Here is a 15,086-nt window from a genome sequence, read left to right as displayed (position 1 = left end):
GTATAGCTTCTCTATATGATTGGGGTGAATGAATACAGCCAACAATCTAGCGACTTCAAGTATGAAAGGGATAACATTAAGCCAACATTGGCTTTGATTACATCGATACACCAAATTTAAAATAAGGAACACGGATGATTATTCCAGCATTAGACCTTATCGATGGCAAAGTAGTTCGCCTTTTCCAAGGAGATTACGGCCAAAAAACAGAATATCAAGTTGATCCTGTTGAGCAGTTTAATCTCTACTATAATGCAGGTTCAAATTGGCTACATTTAGTTGATCTGACTGGTGCAAAAGATACCTCAGCTCGCCAACTCGACCTGATCGCTGAACTGATCTCAAAAACCCCAGCCAATATCCAGATTGGTGGCGGAATTCGTAGTGAAAAAGATGTCTCAGACTTACTAAAAACTGGTGCTAAACGTGTCGTTATCGGTTCATTAGCCGTCAAAGAACCAGAGTTAGTTAAAAGCTGGTTTGAAAAATATGGCGCAGACTCTATTGTCTTAGCATTAGATGTCAAAGCCGATGGTATGGGTAATTTCAATGTCGCAGTATCAGGTTGGCAAGAAGATTCCGGTATCAGTATTGAGAAATTAATCAATGATTTCCAAACAGTTGGCTTAAAACATGTCCTTTGTACCGATATCTCTCTAGATGGCACATTGGCGGGATCAAATGTCGATCTTTATCGCTACCTTTGCCAGCAATACCCTGATATTGCATTTCAATCCTCAGGAGGCATCGGCGATCTCAATGATATTGCAGCCTTAAAAGGGTTGGGATTATCTGGCGTCATTGTTGGTCGTGCTTTACTAGAAGGTAAATTTACCACCGAACAAGCGATTGATATATGGCAACAAGGGCAGTTATCAAATGAGCAACAAGAGGTAACGTCATGAGTTCAGATCCTTTAAAAACAGGCTTGTTAAATAAAACAAGCCAATTAGCAAAACGTATTATTCCTTGCCTAGATGTTCGTGATGGCCAAGTGGTTAAAGGAGTTCAATTCCGCAACCACGAAATTATTGGCGACATTGTTCCACTGGCAAAACGTTATGCTGATGAAGGTGCGGATGAATTGGTCTTCTACGATATCACCGCTTCGAGTGATCAACGAGTGGTTGACAAAAGCTGGGTTCAAAAAGTTGCAGAAGTCATTGATATTCCTTTTTGCGTCGCAGGTGGGATAAAAACGGCTGAGGACGCAGCAAAAATCCTTCAATATGGTGCCGATAAAATTTCAATCAACTCCCCGGCTTTAGCTAACCCTGAATTAATTACCGAACTGGCTGAAAAATTTGGTACTCAATGTATTGTTGTCGGTATCGACTCTTATTTTGATAAAGAGACAGGTAAGTACCAGGTTTACCAATTTACCGGAGATGAAACTCGCACCCAATTAACACAGTGGGAAACCGCAGATTGGGTAGAAGAAGTTCAGAAGCGTGGTGCCGGTGAAATTGTATTAAACATGATGAACCAAGACGGCGTGAAAGGTGGATATGATTTAACTCAACTTGGCATGGTTCGTCCCATCTGTCATGTTCCACTAATTGCTTCTGGTGGTGCCGGTGCTATCGAACATTTTGTTGATGTATTTAAACAAACCAATGTTGATGGTGCACTTGCCGCTTCCGTATTCCATAAACAGATTATTGAAATCCAAGCGTTAAAACAACAATTAGACGCTGAAAATATTGAGGTAAGATTATGAGTTCATTTGATGTAAGCCAGATCAATTGGGAAAAAGTGGATGGTTTGATCCCTGCGATCATCCAAAATAGCAGCAGTGGTCAAGTATTGATGCTCGGTTATATGGATCAAGCCGCGCTAAATAAGACTTTAGACTCAAAGCTAGTTACCTTTTTCTCTCGTACCAAGCAACGTCTATGGACCAAAGGTGAAAGCTCAGGTAACCATTTATCATTAAAGAGTATTGCTGTCGATTGTGATAATGATACTTTATTGATCCAAGCGGAGCCAAAAGGCCCAACTTGTCATACTGGAACAGAGAGCTGTTTCGATCAGCAACAAGACTCAATCACTGAGAATAACCACTCTTCTCTGCTATTTTTAAGTCAACTAGAGCAGCTATTAAAAGCACGAAAAGGGAGCGATCCTAAGTCATCTTATACCGCCAGCCTTTTTGAACGAGGCACAAAACGTATCTCTCAAAAAGTGGGTGAAGAAGGCGTTGAAGTGGCGCTTGCTGCAACATCGGGTGATAAGCCTGAACTGATCTGTGAATCTGCCGATCTCATCTACCATTTATTAGTGCTCTTACAAGATCAGGATCTTTGTTTAGATGATGTAATTGCTAAATTGAAAGAGCGTCATCAATAATAAAGATTTCTATTCTTAATAGTTATTGAACAACACGGTTTTAAGGGATGATAGGGATCATCCCTTTTTATTTTATCTTTTCCTTCAAGATAAGTACCAAACTAATTAGAATTTCTACTCGATAGCAAGTGAATATAAATAGGCAACTATACTAAATAAAATCGATAACGATTCCTTTCTTTATTGATTTCAACTTATTTAATCGTTCTCTCTGTCCTTCATTACTATATCGAAAGTAGCACGTCTTTAGTGATGTATTCATCCCCTCAATGAGAGTTAACAACTGTTCAAAAGAAGCATACCGTTGACTACCTGCTATTGTATAATTTTCGGTTCGAACAGGAATAGACTGATTAAATATCTCTATTTTTTGTTGTTTATTTTGTATTTGTAAAGCAATTTTATTCTTTGACTTATCGCCAACGAATATAAACTGGCTATTGTTTTCTGGTAACAATCTGACAAGATAATCAATCATTCGTCCATAAAGACTGCGGTCTAAATTAAGGAAGATAAAATAGTTCTCTTGCTGTTTTTTAATTTGATTCGCTAATAATAGATGTTGAGAATAGAAAGAGATCGGTACCAATTCATCAATTGAGTATTGTGTTAACTCTGTTAATTGCACCTCTTGCTGCCAAAACCAAGCTTTTAACTTCTTCAACCAAAGAGCAACGTTATCTAACACATATTTCTCTGTTTTAATTGGTATATTGAATCCAAAATCTCTTATATCATTATCATTATTTATGATATTTTCAATATCGAATAACAACTCAACCAAATCGGCACTTGACGATAAACAAAATATAGCGCTCTGCTTTTGATATAATGTCTGATAAATAACTTTATGGAGAATTTCATTTCGATCTTGATAACAAAAAGGTAGGTTAAAAGCTCTATTCTCTAATACTAACAGATCAGCTTGTGTCGGCAGGGTTAAATTATAAAAGTGAAGCTTATCGATATCTCCGAGTCCATGAACAAACAATGCCTTCTTATTGTCAGGAAATTTAAGTTCGATATAAGAAGCATCTGCACTATAGCCGTTTAGATTAAAACGGTAATAGATTGGATAATTGGGGGTATGTAAGAGAAGGCTCCAGAGATTATAAGAAGCATGAATAACTTGAGCGTCAATATAGCCTAGAATACTTTTTATCTTTGATGGTGAAAATTGATACTCTGATAATAACTGAAATAGCAATTCTGGTAACCTTGCTGCTGTTACATGATTACAGTAGATTGGGATGTGAGAATTCATAGCAAGAAGCCATGGAAGACCACCTATGGATTCTAGTGTTGCTTGGGTCACAAATAACGCATCAATCTGGTTGATCACCTCATTCGTTAAGCATGGGCTCATCCCCGAATCCCCCGCATAACCACAATCTATTAGTAGTCGTGTGTTCAAATATCTCAGTTCATAACAAGAGTAAATGTGACTATTTGAAGTATTATGATTAATTAATTCCATGCAGACCTCTTACGTTAATTAACGGATGAAGTTTCACAGTGGCAAATTATCGAAAGTAAAGCTTAAAAAAAAGCAAGTTTTGGGAAATAGTTCAATGATAAACACAAAAAAGCTGATTATTGTCATCAATAATCAGCTTTCATTAATTTAATCTAATTTTTAATTAATATTAAAGAAGGAAATCATCTAAAGATTGACCAGCATCTAAAATAGTTTTTAAAGCTGATGGAGTACGGCCTTGACCAGTCCATGTTTTCTCTTCACCATTTTCATCGATGAATTTATATTTAGCTGGACGAGGTGCACGTTTCTTTTTAGGTTGCTTTTCAGTTGCAGCCGCTAGTAATTCTTCTGGATCAATTCCATCTGCAATTAACATTTCACGGTACTGTGCAAGTTTAGCATCACGTTCTTTATTATTTGCAGCTTCAGCAGCTTCTGCTTCTTCACGCTCAGTAACAACTGATGTTAGTTTTTCTAACGCTTCTTGTAACTGCTCTAGCGTTAATTCACGAGATAATGCACGTAGGCTACGTAGATTAAGTAATGCTTTTAATGTTTCGTTCATTTCAATATTCCTTAACGTTTACTGTAAATTTATCGCAGACTTTTCTATTCATCAGAGCTTTAATTCTTAAGAACTTTCAAAATTAAGGAAAGAAGCTGCTTTATATAATCAATCAATGCCCAAATTCTAGCACTTAATAATTGGAACTCAAATAAATTTAATTAGATTTTTAATAAATAAAAGTTAAAGTTATTAAGAGTGAGATTTAAATCATGTGCAATATACCGAATATTAGGTATTAACTCGAATAACTATCGCCTATTTTTTGATATTAAATCTTGAGATCAGTCAATTTTTAAGCAGTTAATGAAATATTAAATAATCTGTAATTATCCTGTTGCAATACAATTAAATATACGTAGAATGAAAATCCCTTAACAAAGGTAGAGGTGCATTAGCTATCAGTCGTAACTCTTAGGGTGAAACCAGAGAGGAGTTATTAAAGGAGTTAATGCCGAAGTTGGAACCATGGTCACATGCCCAACTGGGGTGGTCTTCGAATAGAAACCACACTGTCATAGTATATAACTTTTAAGTCTCTTTGGTTTGAGCTTAAATAGAAAATAATAACTATGGGGCGCTACTGTAAGTTAGGATACATCCAAATTATTACTATTAAAATCATATGGATAGTGGACTAACAAACCAAAAACGGACTTCGTTTAACAGTAGATCTCCAACCTAATACAGGTATTTTTTGAGATCATGGACATTACAAATTACTCTCAATCCGCACTATCATTACTCCCCCCAATCATTGCTCTAGGTTTAGCGATCGCGACTAAACGCGTAATCCTTTCACTTGGTGTTGGTATTTTACTTGGCTCACTTTTATTAACTGATTTTTCCATTGTAAATACTGCGACCTACATTTTTAATTCGGCAACGGGTCTATTTATTGATGACGGAAGCATTAATAGTTGGAATATGAGTATTGTTGCTTTCCTTATTTTACTTGGAATGATGACTGCACTATTAACTTTATCTGGTGGTACTCGCGCTTTTGCTGAGTGGGCACAAACAAAAATAAAATCGAAACGAGGAGCCAAACTTCTTGCCGCTTTCTTAGGGATGTTTATTTTTGTAGATGATTATTTTAACAGTTTAGCGGTAGGTTCTATCTCTCGCCCAGTAACTGATAGTTATAAAGTTTCTCGCCCTAAATTAGCCTATATTTTAGACTCTACTGCTGCACCTATGTGTGTTATTACGCCAATTTCTAGTTGGGGTGCCTACATTATTACCATTATTGGTGGCATTCTATTAAGCCACGGAGTAACAGAATATAGTCCTCTTGGTGCTTTCTTAATGCTTGCGCCTATGAACTTTTATGCCATTTTTGCACTATTAATGGTATTTGCCGTTGCTTGGTTCTCAATTGATGTTGGTCCAATGCGTCGTCATGAACAACTTTCGACGACAGATCAAGAGACAGCAAGCAGCCAAATTGCCCACGATTTAAATGATGAATTAGATATTGAAGAGAGCCAAAATGGCCAAGTCAAAGATCTGGTTAATCCAATTATTGTTTTAATTGTTGCGACTGTATCTGCGATGATCTTTACTGGCAATCAATCTCTGGCTGCTGACGGTAAAGCTTTTTCGCTACTTGGGGCATTTGAAAATACAGATGTAGGTATGTCTCTTTGCTACGGCGGTTTAATTGGTCTGATTGCAGCGGCAATTCCAGTTGCTCGTCAACGTATACCATCAACTCAAGTATTTAATGCATTATGGTTAGGCGCTAAGTCGATGTTTGGCGCAATTCTAATCTTATTCTTTGCTTGGACAATTGGTGGCGTTATTGGTGACATGGAAACCGGTAAGTTCTTATCAACATTAGTGGAAGGTAATATCGATCCTCGCCTACTTCCTGTTATTCTATTTGTGTTATCTGGCATCATGGCATTTTCAACAGGTACCTCTTGGGGCACATTCGGTATCATGCTACCTATCGCGGGAGATCTTGCAGCGGCAACCGACATTGCACTTATGCTACCGATGTTAGCGTCAGTACTTGCAGGCTCTGTATTTGGCGACCACTGTTCACCAATCTCAGATACAACAATCCTCTCTTCAACGGGAGCGCGTTGTAACCATATTGATCACGTATCAACTCAGTTACCTTATGCACTTTCTGTAGCCGGAATTTCAATCTTCGGTTTCTTAGTACTTGGCTTTACCGATTCGCTACTCATCTCGTTCGTTAGTACTTTTGCTGCGTTTGCTGTTGTTGTGGTCCTACTAACAAAAAGCAGTCGTCGTATGGCGGTTGTTCAGAGTAATGCTTAATCGTTACCTATTGATTATCATAGCTTAATGTAATCAATAAACAACTCAGAAAGTAAAGCGAAAAAAGATCGATAAAATAGACTCAAACCGACAGCTTGAGTCTATTTTTTTGTCTAAATTTAAGCGCTATATTTTGACTTTCATCGACCGTAAAAACAGATAATCTACCGACTAAATCCTTTGGATAAATCCGGCTTCAACTTCACAAATTTCATTTAATTTATCTCTAATATCTGCGTGTTGTTCTTTCTATTTGCTCGGTAATTCTGTAGCATTATTAATTATTATCATCACTACTGAGACACTGCTGTGGCGCAAATGTACTTCTATTACTCTGCAATGAATGCAGGTAAATCAACAACATTATTACAATCATCGTTTAACTATATAGAAAGAGGTATGAACCCTCTTATTTTTACCGCAGCAATTGATACTCGTTATGGTGCAGGGAAAGTCAGCTCTCGAATTGGTTTAGAAGCAGATGCAACATTGTTTAACCCTAGCGATGATCTTTTCGAAAATATATCTCAACTGAATGAAGAGAATAAAGTTGATTGTGTATTAATCGATGAGTGCCAATTTTTAACCAAAGAGCAAGTTTATCAGTTAACAGAAGTTGTCGATAAGCTTCACATCCCAGTGCTTTGCTATGGTTTACGTACCGATTTTGTTGGTGAATTATTTGAAGGTAGCCGCTATTTACTGTCATGGGCAGATAAATTAGTTGAACTAAAAACTATCTGTCACTGTGGTCGTAAAGCCAATATGGTTATTCGTCAGGATGAGAATGGCAAAGCAATCGCTGCTGGCGATCAAGTCGCTATTGGTGGCAATGAGTTATATGTTTCAGTATGTCGTAAACATTATAAAGAAGCCTTAAATAAATAAGGGTTTTCTCCTCTGCATCATAAAGTAAAAAAATACTTAAGGTCTGATTCATCAGGCCTTTTTCTTATCTCATTTTTATACCTAAAGTAATTGCCCAAATTAATTGACCACTACACTAGTAGCGGGCAAATGAGTGAAGATCTATAAATATAGACTCAAAGTAATTGGAGTTGCGAGTAGGCGGCAAGTGAATGAGATCCCATGAGTATAGATGCGCTATATGATCGGAGCGAATGAGCGTAGCCAACAACCTAGCAATTTCAAGTAAGAAGAGTATATATGATCGGGGCGAATGAATGATGCCGTTACTGTTATAAACCTAGCCTAGCAACTTCAAGTAACAAAGGTATAAGAATAAAAAGGTATAAAAGCAAAAAAGCCTTGTCATAACGACAAGGCTTTTTTATTTGGCGTCCCGTAGGGGAGTCGAACCCCTGTTACCGCCGTGAAAGGGCGGTGTCCTAGGCCTCTAGACGAACGGGACAGAATTTGGTGGAGCTATGCGGGATCGAACCGCAGACCTCTTCGCTGCCAGCGAAGCGCTCTCCCAGCTGAGCTATAGCCCCAAATGCTGATAAGTTATAGAGTTAACTCAAACAACGGAAGAGATTTTATGCGTTAACGAAAAAAGTGTCAATATCATTTTCAGTAAATTTAGACTGATTAATCACTGAATAGCTAAAAAATAGTCAACCGAAGCGTTAACTGTTTATTTTTTATCCATATATTATCACTAGCATAAAAAAACTCTAATAAATTACTGCCTTATCTCTATAAGATATCTCAGAATTTATTAGAGCTAATCATCAATAGGTGATAAACACTCTATTATCACCTATTTATATTCTCTACGTTGATCAACCAAATACATCTATTTAGTTAGCACTTCAAAGTGAAAATTTATTGAGCAGCTTCTCGCGCTTCAATAAATGCAATCGCTTTCTCGATACGTGCAATGCTGTTATCCTTACCTACTAGGTGGATAACGGCATCAATTGAAGGAGACTGACCAGCGCCAGTAGCAGCAACACGTAGTGGCATACCCACTTTACCCATGCCAACTTCAAGTTCAGCTGCACTGTCTTGAATCACTTGATGAATCGCTTCAACAGTCCATTCAGTCAATCCAGATAGTTTCTCTTTTACTGTTAATAAAGGTTGTTTAGCGACAGGACGAAGGTGCTTTTTCGCTGCTGCTGCATCAAACTCTTCATAATCATGGTAGAAGTAACGACATTGTGTAGCCATCTCAACCAAGGTATTACAACGCTCTGCAACAAGAGTAATCACCTCTGTAATTGCTGGGCCAGATGTAATATCAACATTCTGTTGAGCTAAATGCCACTCAAGATGCTTAGCCACTTCTTCTGCAGATTCAGTTTTTAGATAATGGTTGTTTAACCAAAGCAACTTATCCGTATTAAAAGCGGATGCTGACTTACTAATTGACGTTAATTCAAACAGTGAAATCATCTCATCCATAGAGAAGATCTCTTGATCACCATGAGACCAACCTAAACGAACAAGATAGTTTAATAATGCTTGTGGTAGATAACCTTCATCACGATATTGCATCACATTTACCGCACCATGACGCTTAGATAGTTTTGCACCATCATCACCAAGGATCATTGCACAGTGAGCAAATACTGGAACAGGTGCGCCTAATGCATTATAGATATTGATCTGACGAGGTGTATTGTTGATATGATCTTCACCACGAACAACATGAGTGATCTCCATATCCCAATCATCAACGACAACACAGAAGTTATAAGTTGGGCTACCATCGGTACGACGAATAATAAGATCATCTAATTCACTGTTTGCGATCTCAATTTTACCGCGCACTTGATCTTCAAATACCACCGTTCCTTCTTTAGGATTACGGAAGCGGATAACAAAAGGTGAATCTTCAGTTGCAGCCGCATTCGCTTTAATGATCTCAGGGTGATTCGCATCATAACGAGGTTTAACACCTGCCGCCATCTGCTCTTCACGAATTTCATCAAGTAGATCTTTTGGACAGTAACACTTATAAGCTTTATCTTCGGCTAATAACTGATCAACAAGTTGGTTATAACGGTCAAAGCGTTTAGTCTGATAATAAGGACCTTCATCCCAATCCAGGCCTAACCACGACATTCCTTCTAAGATCGCATCAATAGCTTCTTGAGTTGAGCGTTCAATATCAGTATCTTCAATACGCAATACAAATTCACCGCCAAGGTGTTGTGCATATAACCATGAATATAGGGCAGTACGAGCACCACCTACGTGAAGAAAACCTGTTGGACTAGGCGCAAAGCGTGTTTTTACCGTCATTCTATTTGCCTTTATTGATGATAAAACAGCAATCAAATACTGCTGCTTTAATGTTTATTTCAAGTAAAATTGATTATTCTTGTTCTATTCTAACATTAGATAGCTAATACCTGTCTATTGTCTTAGACAAATTATCTTCTATTCAAAATAAATAACGAGAAAAAATTAAAGCCCCCATTAGTCAATCATCTCCAAATATTGAGCTTCACTGATCACCGTCACACCTTTCGCTTCAGCGGCATTAATCTTATTCGCGCCTACTTTTGCTCCAGTGATCAAATAATGGGTTTTGCCTGAAACAGACTTTGCAACTTTAGCACCAAGCTCTTTGGCTTTTTTCTCCATATCACCACGGCTGCCACTGCTCATCGCGCCAGTAAAGACCACAATTTTTCCTGCAATGACTGAACCTAATTGCTGAGAATCTAAAATATTTGGCGTGATCTGTAAGTTAAAACCTAGACCATAAATCGCATCAAATTGTGATTTAATTTCAGCTAAGCCAGCAACAACTTGTAACGCGGTCTTTTCAGCAAAGCCATCAATCACTTTGATATCATCAACACTCAAAGAGAATAGCTGCTCGATACCATGATGCTGTAATAGTTTTTCTGCAACCCCTAACCCTAAACGATTGACACCAAATGCCGCTAAGAAACGCCAATCTTCAATTTCTATTTGACGACTCTTATTGAGTGCATCAACTAAATTATTTACCGTCTTCTCTTTATAACCCATCTCAACTAACTGTTGGGGATCATCAGCAAATTGATAAACATCAGCAATAGTACGGATCTGGTGGTCAAATAAGATCGAAATTGTCGCGGGACCAAATCCATCATTATTTCCAAGCGTATCAAAGAAGTGGATGATGCTCTTTTCGATCTGGTCACGACAACCTTGTGTATTAAGACAAAATAAGTTGTCATCGACCCACGTTAAAGGTTGATCACAACAAGGGCAATTATCAGGAATATCAGGTGTCGCAGGTTTGAGTACTTTCTCTATTTTAGGTATAACCAAACCACTTCTCACTAACTGAATAATGGTTCCCTTGCCAATTCCTTTTTCACGTACCATGCCATAGTTGTGCGCTGTTGCTCGCGTAATTTCAGCACCAGAAAGACGAGTAGGTTCTAATTGAGCAACAGGGGTAATTTTACCATTACGAGACGTTTGAGGGATCACGGCTAAAATTTTCACTTCCGCTTTCTCATCATTAGATTTTAATGCTATCTGCCAGCGATGATGATGGCGTGTTGCCCCCATCTCCTCTTTTATGGCTTGATGGGTGGTTTCAATAATCACACCATCAACATCATAATCACTAGAGGTTAAAATATCATTAGTAATAGAGGTGAAATTGGCGATGAAATCAGCGATCGAACCTTGCCAGTTAGGCAGTTTTGCAAAAGGAAAGAAAACAGCTGCGCCACAATTCACCGCTTGCTGAACACGTTCATCGACATTTTTTTCTGCAATAATTGAGGCTTGAATATTACGAGAGTTCTCAAAATGCTCCGCCAAATTTTCAGCAAAATAGCTTTTCGAGATAACAATTTCTCCTGCTCCTAAACCACGCTCATTACCTTCTGCTGTCATTAAGCCACGATTAAAAACAAAAGAGATATCTCGACCTTGTAAGCCATTACCTCGAGTATAAAGAATATTACCGTCATCGTAAGCGGCATAACCATCGAGTTTTGGCGTTACTCGAAGCTCAATATCACGCTCTAGGATCTTTAAAGAGAGCGCAGCTTTTTTAATACGCTTTATCCACTGTTGGATCTCTTTTTCACTATAAGCTTTATCTGTTGATAACATTTTAACGGGTAATGCAACGGTTTTACCCTCAACAATCACCTCGTCTTCAACTTGATTAACAAAAGGGTGATCTGGATTATTGCTCTTAAAATAATTTTGGTGAGCATCATAACTAATATCATCCAACAACGGATAACCTGCTCGATATAAACTATTTGTTAGTTTAAGAACAGCCAGTTGCTGACCATTATCTAAAGACTCAAAACTCTGGTTACCATTTGTTACTTCAATAAGCAGTGTTTCACTGATAGTTGGATCTAGTTGCTTGAATATCTCTTGCTGTTGGCTATTTAACACAATCACATCTCTCTAATCTAGTCGACCTAATGAATAATATAAGCCCTTCATACTCGAAGTTACTATCCCCTTCTTACTTGAAGTATAGGTTGTTGGCTGTACTCGTGCGCTCCAATCATATAGGACGCCTATATTTATGAAGCCTCACTCACTTGCTGCCTACTAGCAACTCCAATTACTTTAGGTATATACCCTTCTTACTTGAAGTTGCTAGGTTGTTGGCTGCGCTCATTCGCCCCAATCATATAATTCACCTATACTCATGAGGCCTCATTCACTTGCCGCCTACTAGCAACTCCAATTACTTTGAGTATAAGTACACGCTTGAAACCTTATTGAGGCACAAAATTATCCACCATAAAATAAGGCTCCCTAATTGGAGCCTTATTTCTAATTTTTCTATTGTAACTAATTATCAGATTTTCTTTAAGTCACTGTCGATTAATAGGACTTAATTTTATGCCTAATTTCATCTAACTTTTGCGATGAAATAACGTGACGCTTCTCATCCATAACCAAACCACCCATATCATCGGCAAGTTGTTGTGCGGTTTGTAGCATCAGTTTGAAGTTTTGCTCTGCATTCCCATAGCAAGGAACAGACATAAAGAAGGTAACACCAGGCGTAGTGAAAGTCTCGACTGAATCAGTAATAAATGACCCTGGATTTACTGAGTTAGCGACACTAAAGAGCACTTTCCCAGCCCCAACTAAATCGGCGTGCCGATGGTAAATCGCCATTTCGCCCAAATGAAGACTATGTTGCTCCATGGCATTAAATAGTTGAGCTCCATTAAATTCCATCCCCTTACTAGCATGGACATTTAAGATAATAACTAGAGGTTCTTTCTCTTCTGGCTCAGTAACTATAGGCTGCTCGGCCATTGGCTGTTCAACCACAATTGCGTCAGCCGTTTCATTTACGGTATCGTCAACTCGTTCATCAATAACAGACTCTTGAGTTACAGCAGAAAATTCCATCAACTCTTGATTTGGATGACGATTCACTGGTTGAGGCTGTTGTGCGTCAAACTCCATCGTTAAAGCGTTATTTGTTGATGATGTAGCTACAGATGAAAAGTTTTCATTCTTATTTAAATTCATCGCCGTTTGATTCGCAACTTCTTGCTCTTCAGCTGAAAAGCTTGGTTGAGCTGCACCAGTAAATGTGACATCCGCTGCTGACGAACTCTGACTATTTAGAAGTGGATCATCAGTAACAAGATCATCGGAAAAGTTAAAACCAGGTTCTTTTCTCGCACTTTTTTCTGGGGAGACTGCCTTCTTTTCTGGTGGCACATTGGATTCAGAAGAATTAGCACGACTCACGACACGTACTTCACCGATACCATCATCATCAAAACCTGTATTATCTTGAGATTTATCTGCAAATTTCTTTAATGGTTTCTCACTGAATTTTGTTGGTTTATCTTTTCTGTTTGTCCATAACCCATGAAAAAGAAGCCCTGCAATAGCAAGCGCTCCCACTATAACTAAAACCAACCGTAAATCTTCTTGCATTGACGTCATCTCTGCTTATCGATTACCCAACAGGGGTAAATTAATTTCCATTGTTAACAATCCATTTTTAGTACTGTAATGCTCTTTAAATGAAGAGAATTTAAATTTGATTGCTAACAGCGACTTTTATAAATCTATTTTTATACCCTTTTATTTTAGGTACATACTATCAATGTATCAAATTTTAAAGCAAAATCTGTCTTATATTAGCTGTTGTTTTCTATTATTTTTAACAAATTTGATTTTTTTACCTATTTTTAACTTAACTACGATCTAATCTATCATAAATTTTAACTCCATTTAGAAATCAATTTGCAATTGGCTATAACAAAACAGTAATATCGCAAAATAATTTTCAATAACGAGAACCCTATGAAGAGAGCAAAATTAATCACAGAACCAGCAAGTGGAGCTGGGTACCTACTGCAAGGGTTCAAACTTGCTTTGCAACCTGGAGTGAGGCGATTTATTTTAATCCCGCTATTGATCAATTTTCTCCTTTTCGGTGCTGCTTTTGGCTTTCTATTGACGCAACTTGGAGGGTGGATTGACTATTGGCTTTCGTATCTACCAACATGGATGGAGTGGCTTTCTTATCTTTTATGGCCACTTATTACCATTTCTATTTTGGTGACCTTTTCTTACTTCTTTAGCATGGTAGCGAATTGGGTTGCCGCCCCTTTCAATGGTCTGCTATCGGAATACCTTGAATCTCGCTTAACCGGAGAACAAGCTCCGGATACTTCAATGGGTGCATTAATCAAAGATATACCTCGTGTATTTCGTCGTGAATGGCAAAAACTTTGGTATTACTTACCGAAAGCTCTAGGCTTATTGATTTTATTATGGATCCCAGGCATAGGTCAGACGATTGGTCCCGTACTGTGGTTCTTGTTTAGTGCTTGGATGATGTCAATTCAATACAGTGACTATCCATTCGATAACCATAAAGTTCCTTTCCATAACATGCGTAAAGCGTTAAGAGAACAGAAAGGGACTTCAATTAGCTTTGGCAGTTTGACGATGTTGTTTGCAATGATTCCATTTGTAAACTTAATTATCATGCCAATTGCGGTGTGTGGTGCAACAGCAATGTGGGTAGATAAGTTTCGACATCGCGTTTTATAACCTTCATTAAATTAGTTTTCTTGATAAATAAAGACTTCAAAAAACAATCTTAAAGCAAACTGGCTCAAAGAGTCAGTTTGTACCTCCCTTTATTAGTCAATCTATTCAGAATTGTGACTGCATTAAGACTCATCATCGACAAACTATAATTCAACATACTCTTAGTTTTTGTTAAATTTAAATAAATCCCCTTCTGACCTGAAGACGCTAAATTGTTATCTGTATTCATCAGGTATAATCATATACACCCAAAATAATTGAAGTTGCTAGTAGGCGGCAAGTGAGTGAGGCCCCATGAGTATAAATGTACTATATGATTAGGGCGAACGAATGCAGCCAACAACCTAGCGACTTCAAGGATGAAGGGTATAGTACACCGCTAACCATTGGGGTTCTACTCACTTGTCACCAACTCGT

General features: G+C 37.9%; 11 protein-coding genes, 2 tRNA genes and 1 riboswitch. Of the genes, 6 read left to right on the top strand and 7 right to left on the bottom strand.

What is annotated here, in order from left to right:
- Positions 1-134 precede the first annotated feature (134 nt).
- The 3 genes from hisA to hisIE are packed head-to-tail and all read left to right on the top strand — an operon-like array spanning position 135 to position 2,349.
- Positions 135-905: a 1-(5-phosphoribosyl)-5-[(5-phosphoribosylamino)methylideneamino]imidazole-4-carboxamide isomerase gene (gene hisA / locus L0B53_RS10140; RefSeq protein WP_235061924.1), complete on the top strand. Its 771-nt coding sequence runs from the start codon at positions 135-137 to the stop codon at positions 903-905.
- Positions 902-1,720 carry an imidazole glycerol phosphate synthase subunit HisF gene (gene hisF, locus L0B53_RS10135; RefSeq protein ID WP_235061923.1) on the top strand — a complete coding sequence of 273 codons (819 nt, stop codon included), beginning with the start codon at positions 902-904 and terminating at the stop codon, positions 1,718-1,720. Before hisA ends, hisF begins: the two co-directional genes overlap by 4 nt.
- The gene (gene hisIE, locus L0B53_RS10130) at positions 1,717-2,349 is read left to right on the top strand and encodes a bifunctional phosphoribosyl-AMP cyclohydrolase/phosphoribosyl-ATP diphosphatase HisIE (protein ID WP_235061922.1); all 633 of its coding nucleotides are present in this window, start codon (positions 1,717-1,719) and stop codon (positions 2,347-2,349) included. The genes hisF and hisIE overlap by 4 nt, the downstream gene beginning before the upstream one ends.
- Positions 2,350-2,500: 151 nt before the next feature.
- Here hisIE and L0B53_RS10125 read toward each other — a convergent pair whose 3' ends face one another.
- Both L0B53_RS10125 and L0B53_RS10120 read right to left on the bottom strand, forming a co-directional pair.
- Positions 2,501-3,715, bottom strand: coding sequence for a hypothetical protein (locus L0B53_RS10125; RefSeq protein ID WP_235061921.1), 1,215 nt, complete (start codon positions 3,713-3,715; stop codon positions 2,501-2,503).
- A gap of 280 nt (positions 3,716-3,995) precedes the next feature.
- A complete protein-coding gene (locus L0B53_RS10120) occupies positions 3,996-4,394 on the bottom strand; it encodes an H-NS family nucleoid-associated regulatory protein (protein ID WP_235061920.1) in 399 nt (132 codons plus the stop codon).
- A 376-nt stretch (positions 4,395-4,770) separates the two neighbouring features.
- Positions 4,771-4,985: riboswitch (Lysine riboswitch) on the top strand.
- A 114-nt stretch (positions 4,986-5,099) separates the two neighbouring features.
- On the opposite strand from L0B53_RS10120, the gene L0B53_RS10115 reads away from it, so the two are divergent.
- Together L0B53_RS10115 and L0B53_RS10110 are read left to right on the top strand one after the other, a co-directional pair.
- Entirely contained in the window at positions 5,100-6,686 is a 1,587-nt protein-coding gene (locus tag L0B53_RS10115; RefSeq protein WP_235061919.1) for a Na+/H+ antiporter NhaC family protein, read from the top strand.
- Positions 6,687-6,995: 309 nt separating this feature from the next.
- Positions 6,996-7,574 (top strand): thymidine kinase, encoded by a 579-nt coding sequence (locus L0B53_RS10110; protein ID WP_235061918.1) that lies wholly within the window; start codon positions 6,996-6,998, stop codon positions 7,572-7,574.
- A gap of 408 nt (positions 7,575-7,982) precedes the next feature.
- On the opposite strand, the gene L0B53_RS10105 is transcribed toward L0B53_RS10110, so the two are convergent.
- From L0B53_RS10105 to zipA, 5 genes are all read right to left on the bottom strand, one after another.
- Positions 7,983-8,058: transfer RNA gene (locus L0B53_RS10105), tRNA-Glu, on the bottom strand.
- A gap of 6 nt (positions 8,059-8,064) precedes the next feature.
- A tRNA-Ala gene (locus L0B53_RS10100) sits at positions 8,065-8,140 on the bottom strand.
- Positions 8,141-8,474: 334 nt separating this feature from the next.
- Positions 8,475-9,899, bottom strand: a complete 1,425-nt coding sequence (gene gltX, locus L0B53_RS10095) for a glutamate--tRNA ligase (RefSeq protein WP_235061917.1) — start codon at positions 9,897-9,899, stop codon at positions 8,475-8,477.
- A gap of 177 nt (positions 9,900-10,076) precedes the next feature.
- The gene (locus L0B53_RS10090) at positions 10,077-12,020 is read right to left on the bottom strand and encodes a BRCT domain-containing protein (protein WP_235061916.1); all 1,944 of its coding nucleotides are present in this window, start codon (positions 12,018-12,020) and stop codon (positions 10,077-10,079) included.
- Positions 12,021-12,461: 441 nt separating this feature from the next.
- Positions 12,462-13,541, bottom strand: coding sequence for a cell division protein ZipA (gene zipA, locus L0B53_RS10085; protein ID WP_235061915.1), 1,080 nt, complete (start codon positions 13,539-13,541; stop codon positions 12,462-12,464).
- 372 nt (positions 13,542-13,913) lie between these two features.
- Here zipA and cysZ point away from each other — a divergent pair, with 372 nt between their 5' ends.
- Complete coding sequence (gene cysZ / locus L0B53_RS10080; RefSeq protein WP_235061914.1) at positions 13,914-14,669, top strand: sulfate transporter CysZ; 756 nt, start codon at positions 13,914-13,916, stop codon at positions 14,667-14,669.
- Positions 14,670-15,086 lie beyond the last annotated feature (417 nt).

The sequence above is a fragment of the Vibrio sp. SS-MA-C1-2 genome, assembly GCF_021513135.1.
Taxonomy (GTDB): domain Bacteria; phylum Pseudomonadota; class Gammaproteobacteria; order Enterobacterales; family Vibrionaceae.
The sequence above is the reverse complement of the archived record's forward strand: the minus strand, read 5'-3'. Positions and strand labels throughout refer to the sequence as shown.